Annotated in this window: 18 protein-coding genes; 12 read left to right on the forward strand and 6 right to left on the reverse strand. The window is 60.4% G+C overall.

Annotated elements, in window-relative coordinates; all coding sequences use genetic code 11:
* Window positions 1-34: 34 nt before the first annotated feature.
* The 7 genes from EDF78_RS02615 (at window position 35) to EDF78_RS02645 (ending at window position 6165) form a co-directional block, all read left to right on the forward strand.
* Complete coding sequence (locus tag EDF78_RS02615) at window positions 35-1630, forward strand: ABC transporter substrate-binding protein (protein WP_133822559.1); 1596 nt, start codon at window positions 35-37, stop codon at window positions 1628-1630.
* A 41-nt stretch (window positions 1631-1671) separates the two neighbouring features.
* Window positions 1672-2688 carry an ABC transporter permease gene (locus EDF78_RS02620; RefSeq protein WP_095925839.1) on the forward strand — a complete coding sequence of 339 codons (1017 nt, stop codon included), beginning with the start codon at window positions 1672-1674 and terminating at the stop codon, window positions 2686-2688.
* Entirely contained in the window at window positions 2685-3590 is a 906-nt protein-coding gene (locus EDF78_RS02625; RefSeq protein WP_095925468.1) for an ABC transporter permease, read from the forward strand. Before EDF78_RS02620 ends, EDF78_RS02625 begins: the two co-directional genes overlap by 4 nt.
* Window positions 3562-4428, forward strand: coding sequence for an ABC transporter ATP-binding protein (locus EDF78_RS02630; RefSeq protein ID WP_095925840.1), 867 nt, complete (start codon window positions 3562-3564; stop codon window positions 4426-4428). Before EDF78_RS02625 ends, EDF78_RS02630 begins: the two co-directional genes overlap by 29 nt.
* Window positions 4429-4452: 24 nt before the next feature.
* Entirely contained in the window at window positions 4453-5223 is a 771-nt protein-coding gene (locus EDF78_RS02635; RefSeq protein WP_133822560.1) for an ABC transporter ATP-binding protein, read from the forward strand.
* A gap of 116 nt (window positions 5224-5339) precedes the next feature.
* Entirely contained in the window at window positions 5340-5648 is a 309-nt protein-coding gene (locus tag EDF78_RS02640; protein WP_131693634.1) for a DUF1778 domain-containing protein, read from the forward strand.
* Complete coding sequence (locus EDF78_RS02645; protein WP_133822473.1) at window positions 5629-6165, forward strand: GNAT family N-acetyltransferase; 537 nt, start codon at window positions 5629-5631, stop codon at window positions 6163-6165. The genes EDF78_RS02640 and EDF78_RS02645 overlap by 20 nt, the downstream gene beginning before the upstream one ends.
* A gap of 32 nt (window positions 6166-6197) precedes the next feature.
* Here the strand turns inward: EDF78_RS02645 and EDF78_RS02650 are convergent, their stop codons facing one another.
* The 6 genes from EDF78_RS02650 to EDF78_RS02675 are packed head-to-tail and all read right to left on the reverse strand — an operon-like array spanning window position 6198 to window position 13332.
* Window positions 6198-7133 (reverse strand): DMT family transporter, encoded by a 936-nt coding sequence (locus tag EDF78_RS02650; RefSeq protein ID WP_133822474.1) that lies wholly within the window; start codon window positions 7131-7133, stop codon window positions 6198-6200.
* Complete coding sequence (locus EDF78_RS02655) at window positions 7120-8934, reverse strand: ABC transporter permease subunit (RefSeq protein ID WP_133822475.1); 1815 nt, start codon at window positions 8932-8934, stop codon at window positions 7120-7122. Before EDF78_RS02655 ends, EDF78_RS02650 begins: the two co-directional genes overlap by 14 nt.
* The gene (locus tag EDF78_RS02660) at window positions 8934-10442 is read right to left on the reverse strand and encodes an ABC transporter substrate-binding protein (RefSeq protein ID WP_133822476.1); all 1509 of its coding nucleotides are present in this window, start codon (window positions 10440-10442) and stop codon (window positions 8934-8936) included. The genes EDF78_RS02655 and EDF78_RS02660 overlap by 1 nt, the downstream gene beginning before the upstream one ends.
* A 13-nt stretch (window positions 10443-10455) precedes the next feature.
* A complete protein-coding gene (locus EDF78_RS02665; RefSeq protein ID WP_133822477.1) occupies window positions 10456-11694 on the reverse strand; it encodes an MFS transporter in 1239 nt (412 codons plus the stop codon).
* A 4-nt stretch (window positions 11695-11698) separates the two neighbouring features.
* The gene (locus EDF78_RS02670) at window positions 11699-12514 is read right to left on the reverse strand and encodes a dipeptide/oligopeptide/nickel ABC transporter ATP-binding protein (RefSeq protein WP_095925842.1); all 816 of its coding nucleotides are present in this window, start codon (window positions 12512-12514) and stop codon (window positions 11699-11701) included.
* Window positions 12514-13332, reverse strand: a complete 819-nt coding sequence (locus EDF78_RS02675; protein ID WP_133822478.1) for an ATP-binding cassette domain-containing protein — start codon at window positions 13330-13332, stop codon at window positions 12514-12516. The genes EDF78_RS02670 and EDF78_RS02675 overlap by 1 nt, the downstream gene beginning before the upstream one ends.
* Before the next feature lie 271 nt (window positions 13333-13603).
* On the opposite strand from EDF78_RS02675, the gene EDF78_RS25905 reads away from it, so the two are divergent.
* The 5 genes from EDF78_RS25905 to tdcD are packed head-to-tail and all read left to right on the forward strand — an operon-like array spanning window position 13604 to window position 18024.
* Window positions 13604-15325 carry an iron-containing alcohol dehydrogenase gene (locus EDF78_RS25905; protein WP_269812102.1) on the forward strand — a complete coding sequence of 574 codons (1722 nt, stop codon included), beginning with the start codon at window positions 13604-13606 and terminating at the stop codon, window positions 15323-15325.
* Window positions 15322-16017, forward strand: a complete 696-nt coding sequence (locus tag EDF78_RS02685) for a flavoprotein (protein ID WP_133822479.1) — start codon at window positions 15322-15324, stop codon at window positions 16015-16017. The genes EDF78_RS25905 and EDF78_RS02685 overlap by 4 nt, the downstream gene beginning before the upstream one ends.
* A gap of 13 nt (window positions 16018-16030) precedes the next feature.
* Window positions 16031-16297 (forward strand): EutN/CcmL family microcompartment protein, encoded by a 267-nt coding sequence (locus EDF78_RS02690; protein ID WP_095925475.1) that lies wholly within the window; start codon window positions 16031-16033, stop codon window positions 16295-16297.
* 9 nt (window positions 16298-16306) lie between these two features.
* Entirely contained in the window at window positions 16307-16798 is a 492-nt protein-coding gene (locus EDF78_RS02695; RefSeq protein ID WP_095925476.1) for a heme-binding protein, read from the forward strand.
* Between the two features lie 11 nt (window positions 16799-16809).
* A complete protein-coding gene (gene tdcD, locus EDF78_RS02700) occupies window positions 16810-18024 on the forward strand; it encodes a propionate kinase (RefSeq protein ID WP_133822480.1) in 1215 nt (404 codons plus the stop codon).
* Window positions 18025-18050: the final 26 nt, after the last annotated feature.

Here is an 18050-nt window from a genome sequence, read left to right on the forward strand (position 1 = left end):
AACATGGGGCGCGTGGCTTTTCGCGCTCCTGCTGATGACCGGTGGCTGGACGGCGCAGGCGAAAACGCCGCCCGACCAGCTGATCATCGGCATGAACATGAATAACCTGTTAACGCTCGATCCGGCAGCGATGACCGGCAATGACATTGTCGGCATCGTGGTCAATCTTTACGACCCGCTGATTGAACTGGATCCGCAACAACTGACCAATGTGCGCCCGGCGCTGGCGACCTCGTGGGAGGTCAATGCCGACCGCAACCTCATCACCTTTCATCTGCGCGACGGCGTGAAATTCCACTCCGGTAATCCGGTCACCGCCGACGATGTGGTGTGGTCGATGCGCCGGATCCTGCACCTCAATCTGGCGCAGGCGTCGGTGTGGAAATCCTACGGTTTCAGCAAAAAGAATGTCGATGAGATGGTGCGTTCGCCGTCTCCCGGTATCGTCGAAATTCAGCTGCCTAAACCGAATGACCCGAAACTGGTGATCTACTCGCTGGCCGCGCTCGGCAGCGTGGTGGCGCTGGACAGCAAAACCGTGCAGGCGCATGAAGTGAACGGCGACTGGGGCAACCGCTGGCTGACCACTAACGAAGCCGGTTCCGGCCCGTTCCGCCTCGATAACTGGCAGGCAAAAGACGTGCTGAACATGAGCCGTAATCCGCAGTACTGGCGCGGCGAGCCGAAACTTTCCCGCGTGGTATTCCGTCATTTTCAGGAATCCCAGACATTGCGCCTGATGATTGAAAAAGGCGACCTGGATATTGCCAATAACATGGCTGTGTCCGACGTTAAGGCGCTGAGTCACGACCCGGCTATGCAGGTCGATCAGGTGAAAAAAGGCACCATTTATTACGTGGCGATGAGCATGAAAGAGCCTCATTTCGCCAACCCGAAAGTGCGCGAAGCGGTGCGCTATCTGATTGATTATCAGGGTATCGGCAAGGCGCTGATGAACGGCTATGGCATTGTGCATCAGCGGCCGATTCAGGTCGGTATGCCTGCCACATTGCCGGATCCGGGTTACACGCTGGATATTCCTCGCGCCAAAACCCTGCTGGCGGAAGCCGGTTATCCCGACGGTTTTGATACCACGCTGCGGGTGCTGGCGGATCAGCCTTTCCTCAATATCGCCATTGCCGTGCAGTCGACGCTGATGCAGGCAGGCATTCGCGCCAAAATCGTCACCGGTACCGGCAACCAGATTTACGGTGCGATGCGTGAACGTAAGTTCGCGATGCTGGTCGGGCGTGGCGGCAGCGGCGTGGAACCGCATCCGCATTCCAGCCTGCGCGCGCTGGTTTATAACCCGGACAACAACGATGCGGCGCGGCTGACCAATTTTCAGGGCTGGCGCACCGGTTTTTACGACAAGCAGCTGAATGCGCAGATTGATCAGGCGCTGCTGGAACGCGATCCGGAAAAACAGAAACAGGATTACTTCGCCATTCAGCAACGCTACGACGCGCTGATCCCGGCGCTGGTGCCGGTTTCACAAATGGTGGATTCCATCGTGGTGCGCAGGGATGTCAAAAATTACCTGCTGCATCCTTCCGCGACCACCTTCCTGCGCGATGTCTGGAAAGACGAACCTGCCGACGTGCAGCCAACCGGAGGTAAAGGGTTATGACCATGCAAATCCCGGCTCCTGCAACAAAGCAAACGGCGCGGATGTCCTTCCCGGCCGGGCGCATCGGCAAAAGGCTGGTACAGGTGGCGATCACCCTGTTTGGCCTGTTGCTGCTGACGTTTTTCATCGGGCGTGTGATGCCGGTCGATCCGGTGCTGGCGATTGTCGGGCCGGACGCCGACCACAGCACCTATGAGCAGGTTTACCACCAGCTTGGCTTTGATAAACCGCTGTGGACGCAGTTCGGCATCTACCTTTACGGGCTGGCGCACGGCGATTTAGGCAATGCGCTGCTGACCGGTAAACCGGTGACGCAGGACATTTTGCGCGTCTTCCCGGCCACCATGGAACTGGCGACGCTGGCGATCATTCTCGGCGCGGGCGTCGGTATTCCGCTCGGCGTGCTGGCGGCGGCAAAGCGCAACAGCATCGCCGATTACGTGGTGCGCATCATCAGTCTGGCCGGGTATTCCACCCCGATATTCTGGGTCGGCATGATGGGTTTACTGGTGTTTTACGCCTGGCTCGGCTGGGTCGGCGGTGCCGGTCGGGTGGATTTCAGTCTCGACGGGCAGGTCACGCGCCACAGCGGATTTATGCTGATTGACGCGCTGATCGCCGGAAACGGGGAAGTGTTCCGCAACGCGCTCAATCACCTGATCCTGCCTGCGTCACTGCTCGGTTTTCACTCGCTGGCCTACATCAGCCGTATGACCCGCAGCTTTATGCTGGCGCAGCTTTCACAGGAATTCATCATTACAGCCCGCGTCAAAGGGCTGAGCGAATGGCATGTGCTGTGGAATCACGCGTTCCGCAACATTCTGGTCCAGTTGCTGACTGTGGTGGCGCTGGCGTATGGCTCGTTGCTGGAAGGCGCGGTGCTGATCGAAACCGTGTTTTCCTGGCCGGGCTTTGGTTCGTATCTCACCAGCAGCCTGATGCTGGGCGACATGAATGCGGTGATGGGCTGTGTGCTGGTGGTCGGCATGATTTTCGTGGTGCTGAATTTGCTCTCTGACCTGCTGTATCAGGTCTTTGACCCGAGGACAAAAGTATGACGATTTCCCTCGATTCCGTCACGCTCAGCGCGGGCGACGAAAAACGTCAGCGCGTGAAAAGGGCGGTGGGCCGTGTCGGTCATTTTCTGTGGCAGATGGCATGTAATCCGCTGACCGCCATTGGTGGCGCGATTGTTCTGGTGCTGATGATCGTGGCGATATTTGCGCCGTGGATCGCGCCGTTCCACCCGCTGGTGCAGGATTTAAACAACGCACTCAGCCCGCCGTCGGCCACGCACTGGTTCGGCACGGACGAGTTTGGCCGCGATATCTTCAGCCGTCTGGTGTATGGCTCGCGCATCACCTTGTATATCGTTTTGCTGGTGTCGGTGACCGTCGGGCCGCTCGGCTTGTTGCTCGGCGTGACGGCCGGGTATTTCGGCGGCAAAACGGACATGGTGCTGATGCGCGTTACCGACATCTTCATCTCCTTCCCGAGTCTGGTACTGGCGCTGGCGTTTGTCGCCGCGCTCGGGCCGGGTCTGGAACATGTGGTGATCGCCATTACGCTCACTGCCTGGCCGCCGATTGCGCGTCTGGCGCGTGCCGAAACGCTCTCGCTGCGGCAGGCTGATTTTATCTCGGCGGTGCGGTTACAGGGCGCGAGTCCGCTGCGGGTTTTATGGCGTCACATTGTGCCGCTGTGCCTGCCGTCGGTGATCATCCGAATCACCATGAACATGGCCGGTATCATTCTGACCGCTGCCGGTCTGGGCTTCCTCGGCCTCGGCGCACAGCCGCCGGATCCGGAGTGGGGCGCGATGATTTCCAGTGGTCGTACTTACATGATGGAGTGCTGGTGGGTGGCAACCATTCCCGGTCTGGCGATCCTGATTAACAGCCTGGCGTTCAACTTTTTAGGAGATGGCCTGCGTGACATCCTCGATCCCCGTAATGACTGACGCTCCGGCGTTACTCGATGTGCAGGATTTGCACGTCAGCTTTGTGAATGGCCGTCAGGTCACGCAGGCAGTACGCGGCGTGTCTTTCCAGCTCGGGCGCGAAAAACTGGCGATAGTCGGTGAATCCGGATCGGGTAAATCCACCGTGGGCCGCGCGTTGCTGCATCTGCATCCGTCGAAAGCACGCATCACCGCCAGCAAAATGCAGTTCGCCGACGTCGATTTGTTGCACGCCAGCCCGAAACAGATGCGTCAGGTGCGTGGCAAGCGGATTTCGATGATTATGCAGGACCCGAAATATTCGCTGAATCCGGTGCTGTGCGTCGGGGATCAGATCGCCGAGGCGTGGCGGTCGCACCACAAATGCTCCTATCACGAGGCCAAAAGCAAAGTGCTGAACATGCTCGATGTGGTGCGTATCCGCGACCCGGAACGGGTGTACGGCCTGTATCCGCACGAGATTTCCGGCGGGCAGGGGCAGCGCATCATGATTGCGATGATGCTGATCACCGACCCCGAAATGGTGATCGCCGATGAGCCGACCTCGGCGCTCGATGTGTCGGTGCGTTTACAGGTGCTGGCGCTGCTCGACGATCTGGTGAAAACCCGCGGTCTGGGGCTGATATTTATCAGTCACGACATCAATCTGGTGCGCAGTTTCTGCGACCGCGTGCTGGTGATGTACGCCGGACGCATCGTCGAATCTATCGCTGCCACCGATCTGGATAACGCACAGCATCCGTACACGCGCGGCCTGCTCAATGCGCTGCCGGACATGGATAACCGCCGTTATCCGCTGCCGGTGATGCAGCGTCAGGCCAGCTGGCTGACCGATTAAGGAGCACCTATGCCACAGAAAACCATGATTGACGTGCGCAACCTGAACCTGACGTTTGGTGAAGGAGCGAAAACCACCCAGGTGCTGACCGATGTGAATATCGCCGTGAGTGAAGGCGAGATTTTCGGGCTGGTGGGCGAATCCGGCTCAGGCAAAACCACGGTGCTGAAATGCCTGGCGGGATTGTTTACCCACTGGCAGGGCGAACTGGAAATCGAGGGTCAGCAGCTCGAGCACCGCATTGGCCGCGAGCGTTGCCGGCTGGTGCAGATGGTGTTTCAGGACCCGTATGGCTCGCTGCATCCGCGCCATACCATCGGCGATATTCTGGAAGAGCCGCTGCAAATTCACCGTATCGACCAGCGCGAACAGCGGATCAACACCATTCTGGAAAAAGTCGGCCTGAACCGGGCGTTCCGCAGCCGTTATCCGCATCAGCTTTCCGGCGGACAGCGCCAGCGCGTGGCCATTGCGCGGGCGCTGATCCTGAAACCGCGCGTGTTACTGCTCGACGAACCGACCTCCGCGCTGGATGTCTCCGTGCAGGCGGAAATCCTCAATTTGCTTTTCGATCTGCAAAAAGAGGAAGGACTGACCTATCTGATGGTCACCCACGATCTCGGTGTTATCGCCCATCTCTGCCAGCGCGTGGCGGTGATGAAATACGGCAAAATCCTCGAAACGCTGGACACCGATGCCCTGCTGCGCGGCGATATTACCGACGATTACACCCGCGTGCTGGTGGATGCCAGCCGCGATTACAGCCGGGAAATGGCGGCGAAAGTGATGTTGTGAGGGTTAGGGAACGGTCAACACCGTACGGTTATCACCCGTACAGTGTTGACCCCTGCGGGCAGCAGGCGTAGATTATTGCGTACGGCTGACAGCCGTATCTTAATCGAGAGGTCATGATGCCCAAAGTTGAAGTTTTTCCCTCTGACGCCCGCAATATCAAAAGCGCGAGAGTTGAATTAAAAACCAGCCCGGATTTGAAGGAAATGCTGCGTGAAGCGGCGGCGGCCGCCGGGCTGGATCTGAGTGCGTTTATCCTCAATGCCGCCATCGAACGTGCGGAAAGCGTGCTGGATAATCAGCGTCGTCGTGAACTGACGGCGCAAGGCTGGCAGCAAATCAATCAGCTTATCTCGGAACCGGCTGCGCCGACGCTGGCATTACAGGGATTAATGCGGAGAAAGAAAGATGGTCAATCTGCAGAGTAAAGCCACCGGCGTGATGGTGTGTCGCTATCAGGCGGACATCACTTATCCCGGCAACAAACATTTTGACTGCGGGAATCCGGTGCTGAATGCCTTTGTGCGCAATTCGCTAAAGAAAAGCGTACGGGACGGTAACTGTGCCGCCAAAGCCCTGATCGATGCACAGACCGGCGAGCTTTTCGGGGTATGCACTTTTTCAGCGTACTGGCTGGAGCGGGGGAAGTTAGCCGGGGCGGTAAGTGGCTCTCTTCCTCTCGAAGTCGGCGTTGTGCGGCTCATTATGCTGGGGGTCGCGACCAAAGTTCAGAACCGCGGTTACGGGCAGGATTTGCTGCTGGCGTTTTTTGAGCAGATCAAAATTATTCATGCCGCGTTACCGGTCAAAGGCGTTTATCTGGATGCCACGCCCGCGGCGGTTAATTTCTATGTACGACTCGGATTTGTACAACTGGATGCGCCCGCCAATGCCTTTGGCGCCGTGCCCATGTTTCTGGGGATCCAGCATATTCTTGCCGCATGAAAAGCGTCCTCCCGCTACGGGAGGACCTGAACCTACACCGCCCGCCGCCGCTTTGCCACCCACTGGCGCAACAGACCTTCCGCGCTGACCGTCATAATCCCCAGCAGGATCAGTAAGGCGCCGAGGATAAAATTCCCTTTCAGCGGTTCATGCAGCAACACCACACCGGCGATGATGCCGAATACCGGCGTCATAAACGAGAGAATGCCCAGACGCGATGCCTGATAGCGACGTAGCAGGCTGAACCAGGCGAGATAGCTGGCGAACGTCACAATCACCGTCTGGAACAGCATGCTGCTGACTGAAACCGGGGTGAAGCGCAATTGCGTCTGGCCGGTCAGCAGGGCCATTGCGCCGAGCAGGACAAACGCGCCTGCCAGCTGATAGAACAATGTCATGGTGGCGCTACCCGACGATAATGCGCTGCGGCGAACCACAATCGTGGTCATGCCCCAGAAAGCGCCCGCCAGCAGACCGAAGAAGTCGCCGAGCAGCATATTGCTGGCCTGCGGAACCGCGCCGTTGTGACCGCCAAACATAAAGGCGACGATGACGCCGATAAACGTCACGCCCACGCCGGACCATTGCAGGGCGCTGAGACGTTCTTCCGGCACCAGAAAATGCAACCCGAGCGCCGCAAAGAGGGGGGCGGTATACAGAAACACCGCCATGTGCGCGGCGGTGGTGAACCGCAATCCTTCGGCGACAAACATAAACTCGACGGAAAACAGCAAGCCAACCAGCAATCCGGGCAGCAGGGTGGCTGCACTGAAGGGGATTTTCCGCTGACGTATCAGCATCAGCACCATCACGGCAAAACCCGCCAGCCCTGAGCGCAATGCCACCTGCAACAGCGGCGCGATATCCGCAGCGGCGCTTTTGATCGCCACCTGCTGCACACCCCAGATAATACATAACCCAATCATCACGCTGCTGGCGAATCCGTCCAGCGGTTTACGCGGATCCATTTGCTATCGTCCTGTTAAAAAAGCGAGGCGACAGCTTAACGCGAAAACTGCCTGCGGTCACCGCCATCACGGACAGCAACGCCAGCGCACCGGCCGGGGCAAGCACGCTCCACGGCGCGCGTTCGATATACGGCATGCCTTCCGCCAGCACGCGGCCCCACTCCGGTTCGGGCGGCGGTGCGCCAAGCCCGAGAAAACCCAACGACGCCAGCGCCAGCGCGATACCCGGCAGCCGCAACAAAGTATGGCGGATTAACGGCCCGGCCAGCGCCGGAAGCACATAAAACAGATTACGGCGCAACGCGCCAACACCCACCACCGGCAGCATTTTCATGTAGGGTCTGGCGCGGATTTCGGCCACCAGCGCGGCGGTATGCGTGGCAAGGGGTGCCCAGCTGACGGCGGTCACAGCGATGATGGCACCGGTCGCCGTCGGGCCATTGACGGCGGCAACCACCAGCCCGGCAATCACCGGTGGCAGGGCATTGGTGGTCTCAATGGGACCGGCCATGATGCGGGGAAACGCACCGGCGGATACGCCCGCCATCAGACACATCAGCGAAACGGCCAGCGCCTGTAAACAGGTATTAAGCGTGCCCTGCGCCACCCGAGCCAGCAGGTCACGCCCCATGGCATCAGCACCAAAAGGCAGGGCGAAGGAGGGCGGCTGCAAACGTAATGCGCCAGAGGTCAGCGGGTCACGCCATATTCCGGCGAGTACCATGATGATCAGCAGGGCAAGGCATAACAGCGGGATCCACGGCCGCGACGTGTTTGCGGCGCTGACCGGTTGCGGCACCGGCAATGCGCCCAGTGTCAGGGCGCGACCGAGTAATACACGCCGGACGGCACCGGTCATCATGCCCATAGCGGAAGCCAGCAACAGCAGGATCAGCACGCCGGTCTGTAAGGCCGGTAAATCTCCCGCCGCCGCCGCGCCGAGTGTGGCACGCCCGAGGCCGGGAATGGCGAATACCTTTTCCACCGCAACAGCGCCGCCGGTCAGGGACACCAGCACCAGGCCGGTTAACGGCATCACGCCCGGCAAGGCGCGGCGGATAACCGCCAGGGCGGTATGGCGACGCGAAATCCCCAGCACGCTCCAGGTGGTCAGCCAGCTCTCATTAAATGCGCCGCTGAGGGCATCGGAATACAGCCGTCCCAGATATCCTCCCGCCGGGATCCCCAGCGCCAGCGAAGGCAGCACGGCGTAATGCCAGCCCAGCCAGCCATACGGCGGAAAGTATTGCAGCCAGACCGCGCCCGTAATCAGCAACACGGAGGCCAGCAAAAACTCCGGCAGCGCAGTCAGCAGCGCTGCCAGAAACCCCGCCGGACGCGGCGTGCCGCCCTGCAAACCCCGGATCATCGTACCCGCGCACAGCAGCATCGCGAGGATGAAAGCGACCAGCAGCGACGAGGCCATCAGCGTCAGGGAAACCCCGGCCGCCCGCAACATGCCCGGCAACACCGGCAGACCGGATACCCAGGACACACCGGCATCGCCCTGCAGTAATCCGCCCAGCCAGTGAACCAGCGCGTGCCACGGTCCCTGATCCAGTCCGAGCGACAGGCGGATGGCATTCAGGGTTTCTGCCGTGGCTTCCTGATCTGCGGAGCGGGCGCGCAACAAGGTCAGCGCCGGATCACTGCCGGACAGCCACGGCAGCAGGCCGATCAGCATGACAATGGCGGCCAGTGTCAGCAGCCGCGAAATCAGCGGCAGCCACGCGCCCCGGTGCTGGCCGGTACGCAGACGGCTGACGCCCGCGCAGGTGCGGCAGTAAAGAGACTCACTCATCAGTCAGCCTGAACCACACGTTGTGTTGCGGCGTTGATTAAGGTGCGTTCACGCGGGTCGCGCACGGCGTCACGCAGGTCTGCCGCTTCGCCCTGAATAACACGCTCATGCAGCATCGGGATCGCGGCGTCGGTGGCGAGGATCAGGTTTTCCGCGTGCATAATGGCCTGACGACGCTCCGCACCCGCCGGGATCGCGGACGCCTGTTGCAGCGCCTGATCGATATCCGGGCGGCAAAGCTGCGCGATGTTAAACGAGCCTTTGCAGGCAAAATCGCTGTACATGTAGGCCACCGGATCACCGGAATCCAGCACCGTGGCGCGCGATAAAATAAAGGCATCAAACTTGCCCGCCAGCGCGTCCGTTTCGATTTGCGAGTACTCACGCACCACCTGTTTCACGCTAAATCCGGCGGCTGTCAGTTGCTGCGCCAGATACACCGCCACTTCCGGCAATTCAGCGCGATCGCTGAAGGTGGCCAGCGTAATGGTTTCACCGGCGGGTTTAGCGGCGGCAAGCGGATGACTCACCGGCTGGCGCAGTTCTGCCGCCCAGGGCAGCGCAGGGCCAAGCAGTCCCTGTGCCACATCCGCCCGTTTTTCGTAGACGTTATCCACCAGTTGCTGACGGTTGATGGCATCGCGAACGGCGGCACGCAGCGCCGGATCCCGCATCACACCGAGACGCGTATTGAGGTACAAGGTGTTGGTGCGTGGCATCGGCACTTCATGAATTAAAGTCTGATCCAGCAACGGTGCCTGAGAGACGGGGATTGCCTCGACAATATCCGCCGAACCGGTGCGCAATGCCGCGCCGCGCGCGGTGCCGTCCGGCACGAAACTGACATCGATACCGCTGGCTTTGGCTTTTTCACCCCAGTAGCCGTCGAAACGCTCCAGCCTTGCGCTGCTGGTGCCGTTCACCTGCACCAGTTCGAACGGGCCGGAACCGGCATGACGCGGATCCACCACGCCGTTGTCGCGGTAGGCTTTTTGCGAAAGAATCGCCAGTTGCGGGCTGGAAAGACGCTGCGGCAGCAACGGATCCGGCTGCGCGGTGGTCACGATCACCGCCCGTTCACCGTCGGCGACAGCGGTCAGCTGGACGCCATCGAGAATGCGTGGTTTCGGTGTGGCGTGCGCGGCCACCGTCAGGGCATTGACCACGGTGGCGGCATCCAGCACGCTGCCGTCATGGAATGTCACGTCCGGGCGCAACGCAAAGCGCCAGCTTCTGTCGCCGGTTTGCTGCCAGTCTGTCGCCAGCGCCGGTTGCGCTTCTCCGAGTTTATCCAGCACCACCAGCGTTTCGGCGGTACTCCAGCGCGAAAGCTTAAAGGCATCATCGCTGAGCGGTGTCAGGCCGGAACGTGGCGGCTGCAACATCGCCAGCCGCAGACGCGGGTCGGCGCTTTTCGGGGTGGCGTTATCGGCTTCATTGAAGCAACCGGTCAGCAAAAGGGCAGCAGAAAGCAGCCCGGCCAGCGGGCTTAACAGTTTCAGGGGCATCAGAAATTCCTTGTCAGATAACAGGAGGAGGCAACTGGCGGCAGATCCGCCACATTGCCAGCGCACTTAAAAAAGGAACGGCGGCCAGCGCCAGCCAGGGAATGACCGCATCGGGAGAGGGCGTCAGGGCGTTATCGAGCAGGCCGCCGAGCAGGAAGTTGCCCGCCAGCACCGCGACGCCACCCATTGACGAGAGCGCCCCGTAATGCGCGCCGAGATTATGCTCCCCGGCAAAACGCGGGATCAGATCCATCCCGACCGGCACAATCAGCATCTGACCTATCGTCAGCAGGGTGATCAGCAATACTGACGGCATCAGCCGCAGCCAGCCTTCCGGCGGAATCGTCCAGGCGAACAGCGCCACGGCGACAAACGCCGAAGACAGCAAGCCGAAGCCCGCAGGTAAAATCCGCGCGGCTCCGATGCGGCGGGCAAATCGCGCCAGTGGCATTTGCAGAACGATCACCAGAACCGAGGCCAGCACAAACAGCGGCCCGAGATCTTTTTCGCTGCCGCCCGCCCGGCGCAGTTCCACCGGCAACGCCAGATACAGCTGGTTATAACTGAACAGATAGGCGCTGTAAGCGATGATAAAGGCCACAAAGCGCGGCTGACGGAAGGTCTGCCACCAGGGCACAATTTTCAGTTCAGCGGCGCGTTTTGGCGAGGCGGGCAGGGTGAAAAACAGCACCAGCAGCGCAATCAGAAACAGGCCGGAACCGGCCAGCGCCACCGGCTGAAAGCCGTAACCGGAGAGCAAAGAACCGAGCAGCGGCCCGAGTACCGCACCCAGTTCGGCGCAGACCGCTGACAGCGCAAACCATTCCGCACGGCTGCGCTTGCCGGCTTTTTCACTGTGCGTTCCGGCCTGTGCCAGCAGGGCTTCAATCGACGGAGAAAACAACGCGCCACCGATACCGGTCAGACAGGCACCGAGGATCACCGGTGCCAGCGTGTCGGAAAGACCGAGCAGCAGAAAACCGGCGATACGCACCACACAACCCAGCAGAATGATGACCCGCGCGCCGTAACGATCGGACAGCGCACCGCCGAGCAAAAACATGCCCTGTTGCGAAAACGTCCGCAGCCCGAGCACCAGACCGATCGCCCAGCCGGAAAGCAATAAATCGTCGCGCAAAAAAATCGCCAGAAACGGCACAACAGCATAAAAGCCAATGTTAAACACCAGACTGCTGGCGAGCAGCAGCGGCGGTTTGGGCGCAGAAGGGCGCGCAATAAAACGGGTCAGCATCCGGTTATCCGTTAACGGTCAAAGGTAAATGAGGAATGGCCTGCAGCAACTGCCGCGTATGAGTATGGTCCGGCGCACGCAACACGGCCTGCGTGGCGCGGTCTTCCACAATCTCACCGTCGTGCATCACCAGCAAGCGGTCGCACAATCCGGCGACCATCGAAATATCGTGCGTGACCATCAGCAGCCCCATGCCGTTTTGGTGCGTCACCTGTTGCAGCAGCTGTTTCACCTGTTCACGCAGCGGCAAATCCAGCCCGCTGACCGGTTCGTCCGCCACCAGAAAATCCGGCCGGATCGCCAGTGCGCGGGCGATAGCCACCCGCTGCGCCTGTCCGCCGGAAAGTTCGCCTGCCGCGCGTGCTGTCAGCGTGTCGCTCAGGCTGACCTGCGCCATCACATCGGCCACGCGCAGACGGATATCGCCGGTATATCCGAGCCGTTTCAGCGGTTCGGCAATGATGTGTCCCACGCGCTGACCGGGCGGCAGCGAACCGGCCGGATCCTGCGCGATGTACTGCACGCGCCGCCGGTAGTTGCGCAAGGCGCGCACGGAACCGGGGCGGATCAGACGGCCTTCGCAATACACCTCACCGCTGTCCGGCGCATCCAGCGCCAGTAATATTTTCAGCAACGAGGATTTTCCGCAGCCGGACGCCCCCACCAGACCGATGCGTTCATGGCGGCCGATGTGCAGCGAAAGCCCGGAAAACAGCGCGTTATGTTGCCTGTGCCAGAACCCGCCCGGCAGGGCAATACGGCGGCTGATATTGTGCAGATGCAAAAAAGGTTCCGTGACCAGATGTAATGCCGCGTCCATCAGACCGCCACCCCGCACCATGACGCAGTATCCTGATGCACTAAGGCAGACTGCCGGGCGGCATGCACCAGACGTTTGGTATAGGGATGCTGCGGATGGCTGAGCAGTTGCGTCATGCGGGCAGATTCCACCAGCACGCCGTTTTCCATCACCAGCGCGCGTTCGCATAACTGCGCGGCGACGGCAATATCATGGGTGATAAACAGCAGCGCACGCGGCGGTTGCGGACCGGCGCAGGCATCGCGCATCACCTGTAAAACCTGTTGCTGCGTAATCACGTCGAGCGCGGTGGTCGGTTCGTCAGCGAGCAACAGCGGGGAAGAAGAGCGCATCGCCAGCGCCACGCACAGACGCTGGCGCTGGCCGCCGGAAAGCTCCGCCGGATAACGGGCAGCAAACTGCGGAATATCCCCCAGTCCGACGGCATCCAGCATGGCGTGAATATCTTGTGCGCTGGCGGCGGGCAGGGCGAGACGCAACTGTTTGCCCAGTGTCATCAGCGGATTGAGGGCCGTGGAGGTATCCTGAAACACCGTCGCGACGCGGCTGGCTGCACCGCGTGAAACCGGATGTTTGCCGCACACTTCCACGCCATTGACGCGGATATGGCCGCTGAGTTCTGCCCCCGCCGGCGGCGTACCGGTGATGGCTCTGGCGGTCAGGGATTTACCGGAGCCGGAAGCGCCGAGCAGACAAACGCGCTCGCCCGCGTTGAGGCTGAAACTCAGATTACGGATGCGTGCTGTACCGGCGAGACGGAGAGTGAGGTTTTCCACCGCGAGAACGGGGCCGTTATGTTGCGTCCTGTCTTCTGTCATTCCCTAACCCTGTCCGTCGCTGTGATTCACTTGATATGTGATAACATAACAAAACGAATCAATTTGATGCAAAACATTTCTGCTTTTTCTCTCCTTCCCCGTCGTTGATCGCTTTCACCGTCCTGCATTTTTTTGCCCGGGATGAAAAGAACAGGGCAAAAAAGTCCTCCACCTGCACAACCCTGAGCAACGGCCTTTACGCCACTGAATGATAGGTTAAATGCATCTTTTTACGGCCGCATGTCGGTAAACGAGTAAGGGTGTTGTACTCATGGCGAGTTATTTTTTCTCCAGCCCGCGCGTGTATTTTGGCGACGGGGCCATCACTGCATTAAACAGCCTGAATAATAAGAAAGTCGCGATCGTCACGGATGAGTTTATGGTGACGTCCGGCAAGACCGCGTACCTGACGGAACACATGCCGCAGGCGACGGTATCGGTGTACAGCAAGGTCAGGCCGGATCCGGGTACCGACATTTTGCAGGAGGGCGCGGCGCAGTTTAAAACCTTCAGGCCGGATGTGATTATTGCGCTGGGCGGCGGTTCGTCGCTGGATGCGGCCAAAGGCATCAAGGTCACGCTGGAAGACCATTATCAGCAACAGGCCATCGAGCTGATCGCCATTCCCACCACCAGCGGTTCCGGCTCGGAAGTGACCTCTTACGCGATCATTTCCGACCCGCAAAACGGCCGTAAATACCCGCTGGTGTCGCAGGCGCTGGTGCCGGATACCGCCATTCTTGACCCGCAACTGGTGCTGAGCGTGCCGCGCCATATCGCGGTCGATACCGGTATGGACGTCCTGACCCACGCCATCGAAGCACGGGTATCAACGGGCGCGAATGATTTCAGCGATGCGCTGGCTGAAAAAGCCATTGCCCTGACCTGGCAGTATTTACCCCAGGTTTATGCCGATGAGAAAGACGTCGCGGCGCGCACCCATATGCACAACGCCTCCTGCATGGCGGGCATGGCGTTCAACTCCGCAGGACTGGGGCTGGTGCATGGTATGGCGCACGCCATCGGCGGGATGTTGCACATTCCCCACGGCAAAATTAACGCCATGCTGCTGCCGTTAATCATCGAATTCAACGCCGCGCACGCCGCTTCCGACACCCTCGGCCGTTACAGCCAGTGTGCCGCCATTCTGGGGATCGCACCGGCGGAACCGCAACCGATGATCGCCCGGCTGGCAGAGAAAATCCGCCAGCTCAATCTGCAGTTTGGTATTCCCCGCAGCTTAAAAGAACTCGGTACGGATCTGGCGGCATTTGACGCCCTGCGTCCGGCACTGGCCGATGCCGCGCTGGCGGATGGTTGCACGGTCACTAATCCCTGCCAGCCTTCTGCGGCGGATGTGGAGCGGCTGCTTTCCTGCCTCGCCGGAGGCGACGAATACCGCGCACCTGCGTTCGCCGTGCCGGTCGGCATCTCCAACCGCCATGTGCATTTGTGCCGCGAAGATATGGACGCCCTGTTCGGTTACGGCTCGACACTGACTCACCTGAAAGCGGTAAAACAGCCCGGCCAGTTTGCCGCCGAAGAGACCGTCACCTTGCGCACGCCGAAAGGCGATATCCCCAATGTGCGGGTGCTCGGCCCGCTGCGCAGCACGACGCAGATTGAAATTTCGGTGGCCGACAGTTTTGTGCTGGGCGTAAAAGCGCCGGTCAGGATGTCGGGGGATCTGGAAAACTCGCCGGGGATTGAGCTGGTCGGGCCGCAAGGGCGGGTCAGTAAACCGCACGGAACCATTGTGGCCTGGCGGCATATCCATATTTCGCCGCAGGACGCGGAACGCCACGGTTTGCGCAACGGCATGGAAATCGATTTGCAGGCGCAGGGGCAGCGCGCGGGCATTCTCAGTCATGTGCTGGTGCGGGTCAGCGCCGGTGCGGTGGCGGAACTGCATATCGATGTGGAAGAAGCCAACGGCCTTGGCCTGCGCAACGGCGATTTGCTGTTCCGCACCGGCAGCGGATCGCGCCCATGAACACCACGGAACATCAGCGTCTGTCGCGGCTGATTGATAAGTCGATCGCCGATCTGCTGGTACGACAACGCACGGCGCGCCATGACGCAGGCAAAACCGTGCGCGTGGTGATCACCGGCAGTGACCTGACAACGTTGCCGATGACGCTGCAAAGCCTGCGCGCGCTGAGCAGCGCCGGTTATCCGTTGCAGGTCGCCTTTTCGCACAGCGCCGGTGAGAGCGGTCTGAAAGCCGCGTTACTGCCAGAACTTGCAGGATTGTGCACGGCGGCCGAGCCGTCAGAGCTGCCCGCCGGTGCCGATGACAGCCTGTATTTACCGGCGCTGTCCACCAACAGCCTGAGCAAAATCGCGCTGGGTTTGCGCGACAACCTCGCGACAACGCAGGTGTTCCACGCCTTACGCAACCAGACGCCGGTGATTGTCACCCTCAACCCTGAACTGCTGCATCTCAGTGAAAGCGGTTTTGCGCCGCCATTACAGGCGCGGCTGAAGGCGTACATCGATGCCCTCGGGCAATACGGCATCAGGGTTGATGGTCGCAAAGACACTCACGGACAGAAACGGCTGATCACCCTGAAGGATATCCGCCTGTATCAGGCAAACGACACATTACGCATCGGCAGCAACACGCTGATCACGCCAGCTGCGCAGGATGAAATCCGGCGGCAGCACATCACCGTGATCCGCTGAAACGGGAGGAGTTATGTATCTGGCAAAAGTGACGGGTGCGCTGGTCTCCACCACCAAACACGTCTCATTAAACGGGGCCAAGTTACTGATGGTGGCACGTCTCGATGAAAATTATCAGCCCACCGGCAGCGCGCAGGTGGCGGTGGACTTTGTCGGCGCAGGAAATGGCGACATCGTCATTATTTCCACCGGCAGTTCAGCGCGCATGAGCAACAGCAAAGAACATTCGGTGATTGATGCGGCCGTGGTCGGCATTGTCGATCCGCAGGATCTCTCATAAGGAGCCGCTATGAATGACCCTCTCGACGGCTGGATTTGCGCGGCGATTTCCCGTCAGCAAAGCGGGCAACACCCTGCGCTGAGTCTCGACGACTGCGCCCTGCTGGCAGGGTTTGCCGCCGCAGAAGCGCAGGCTATCGGTGTACCCATGGTGTTCAGCCTGGCCGATGCCAGCGGGCATCAGCGTTACTACTTCAGTATGGAAAATGCGTTGCTGATCAGCCATCAGTTGGCACCGCAAAAGGCGCGCACCGCCGTGGCGCTGAAAATGCCGACTCACCGGCTCGCGGCGCTGATCCAGCCCGGTGCCGCGCTTTACGGCCTGCAACATCAGGACGGCATTTGCTGCATCGGCGGTGGTTTGCCTTGCTGGTCGCAGGGCGTGTTACTTGGCGGGATTGGCCTCAGCGGCGGCACCGTGGAACAGGATCTGACCGTGGCGCGCAACACACTGAGCCGTTTCAGCGCCGCCCGTTTCGTACTCACAACAGGCAATAATTAACAGGGGTCAACATGTCCTTCGGTTCTTTGGTTTTGGTGATTAACTGCGGATCCTCCTCGCTGAAATTCTCGCTGGTTCCTTCTGATACCGGCGCGCCGGTGCTGTCGGGTCTGGCCGAAAGGTTAGGGCTGGATAACGCCAGCATGACGTTGAAAGACAACCACGGGCAGAAAACCACGGTGGCGCTGAGTGAGGCCAGCCATGTCTGTGCGCTGAAAGTGCTGTTCAGGGAACTGGCGGAGCGCCAGTGGCTGCCTGCGGTGCAGGCCATCGGTCACCGTGTCGCTCACGGCGGCAGCGAGTTTACGCAATCGGTGCGGCTGACACCTGAAGTGACTGAGAAAATCCGCGCGCTGTCGGCGCTGGCACCGCTGCATAACCCGGCCAATCTGACCGGCATCGATGCGGCCATTGCCCTGTTACCGCAGGTGCCGCAGGTCGCCGTGTTCGATACCGCTTTCCATCAGACGCTGCCTGCGGCGGCGTACACCTACGCGATCCCGCTGGAATACCAGCAGCGTTATCAGGTGCGGCGTTACGGTTTTCACGGCACCTCGCACCGCTATATAGCGGGTGAAGCGGTGACCTTGCTCGGTCTCGACCCGGACGATCACGGCATCCTGATCGCCCACCTTGGCAACGGTTCTTCGGTGTGTGCGGTACAAAACGGACGCAGCGTGGATACCTCGATGGGCATGACGCCGCTGGAAGGGCTGGTGATGGGCACGCGCTGTGGCGATCTGGATTTCGGTGCGGCGGCACACATCGCGGCCTGCACCGGCCAGAGTCTCGATGCGATGTACAAAATGATGAATAGTCAGGCCGGGCTGCTCGGCATATCAGGCACGTCCAGCGACTGCCGCACGCTTCAGGAGGCACGCAGTCAGGGTGATGCGCGGGCGACGCTGGCGATTGATGTGATGGTACACCGGCTGGCGCGCCATCTGGGAGGGCATCTGACCTCGCTGAAACGTCTGGATGCCCTGATTTTCACCGGCGGCATCGGCGAGAATTCTGCGCTGGTGCGCGAACTGACGCTGGCACGCCTTGGCGTGCTGGGGCTGACGCTGGATGCGCAGAAAAATCAGCGCACCTGCGGCGGTCGTGCGGGGGTGATTTCCCGCCCCGGTTCACCGCGTGTGATGGTGATCCCGACCAATGAAGAAAAAATGATTGCGCTGGATGCGCTGGCGACAGGTACCGCGCAGATGGTGCATGAAGAATGAACCAGAAAACAGAGAGATTTTATTGT

Origin of the sequence: Rahnella sp. BIGb0236 (assembly GCF_004364755.1) — a bacterium.
Taxonomy (GTDB): domain Bacteria; phylum Pseudomonadota; class Gammaproteobacteria; order Enterobacterales; family Enterobacteriaceae; genus Rahnella; species Rahnella victoriana.

Coding starts and splice junctions, on each gene's coding strand:
- EDF78_RS02615 (WP_133822559.1), top strand. CDS start 35: ATGACCGGTGGCTGGACGGCGCAGGCGAAAACGCCGCCCGACCAGCTG.
- EDF78_RS02620 (WP_095925839.1), top strand. CDS start 1,672: ATGTCCTTCCCGGCCGGGCGCATCGGCAAAAGGCTGGTACAGGTGGCG.
- EDF78_RS02625 (WP_095925468.1), top strand. CDS start 2,685: ATGACGATTTCCCTCGATTCCGTCACGCTCAGCGCGGGCGACGAAAAA.
- EDF78_RS02635 (WP_133822560.1), top strand. CDS start 4,453: ATGATTGACGTGCGCAACCTGAACCTGACGTTTGGTGAAGGAGCGAAA.
- EDF78_RS02640 (WP_131693634.1), top strand. CDS start 5,340: ATGCCCAAAGTTGAAGTTTTTCCCTCTGACGCCCGCAATATCAAAAGC.
- EDF78_RS02645 (WP_133822473.1), top strand. CDS start 5,629: ATGGTCAATCTGCAGAGTAAAGCCACCGGCGTGATGGTGTGTCGCTAT.
- EDF78_RS02650 (WP_133822474.1), bottom strand. CDS start 7,133: ATGGATCCGCGTAAACCGCTGGACGGATTCGCCAGCAGCGTGATGATT.
- EDF78_RS02655 (WP_133822475.1), bottom strand. CDS start 8,934: ATGAGTGAGTCTCTTTACTGCCGCACCTGCGCGGGCGTCAGCCGTCTG.
- EDF78_RS02660 (WP_133822476.1), bottom strand. CDS start 10,442: ATGCCCCTGAAACTGTTAAGCCCGCTGGCCGGGCTGCTTTCTGCTGCC.
- EDF78_RS02665 (WP_133822477.1), bottom strand. CDS start 11,694: ATGCTGACCCGTTTTATTGCGCGCCCTTCTGCGCCCAAACCGCCGCTG.
- EDF78_RS02670 (WP_095925842.1), bottom strand. CDS start 12,514: ATGGACGCGGCATTACATCTGGTCACGGAACCTTTTTTGCATCTGCAC.
- EDF78_RS02675 (WP_133822478.1), bottom strand. CDS start 13,332: ATGACAGAAGACAGGACGCAACATAACGGCCCCGTTCTCGCGGTGGAA.
- EDF78_RS25905 (WP_269812102.1), top strand. CDS start 13,604: ATGGCGAGTTATTTTTTCTCCAGCCCGCGCGTGTATTTTGGCGACGGG.
- EDF78_RS02685 (WP_133822479.1), top strand. CDS start 15,322: ATGAACACCACGGAACATCAGCGTCTGTCGCGGCTGATTGATAAGTCG.
- EDF78_RS02690 (WP_095925475.1), top strand. CDS start 16,031: ATGTATCTGGCAAAAGTGACGGGTGCGCTGGTCTCCACCACCAAACAC.
- EDF78_RS02695 (WP_095925476.1), top strand. CDS start 16,307: ATGAATGACCCTCTCGACGGCTGGATTTGCGCGGCGATTTCCCGTCAG.
- tdcD (WP_133822480.1), top strand. CDS start 16,810: ATGTCCTTCGGTTCTTTGGTTTTGGTGATTAACTGCGGATCCTCCTCG.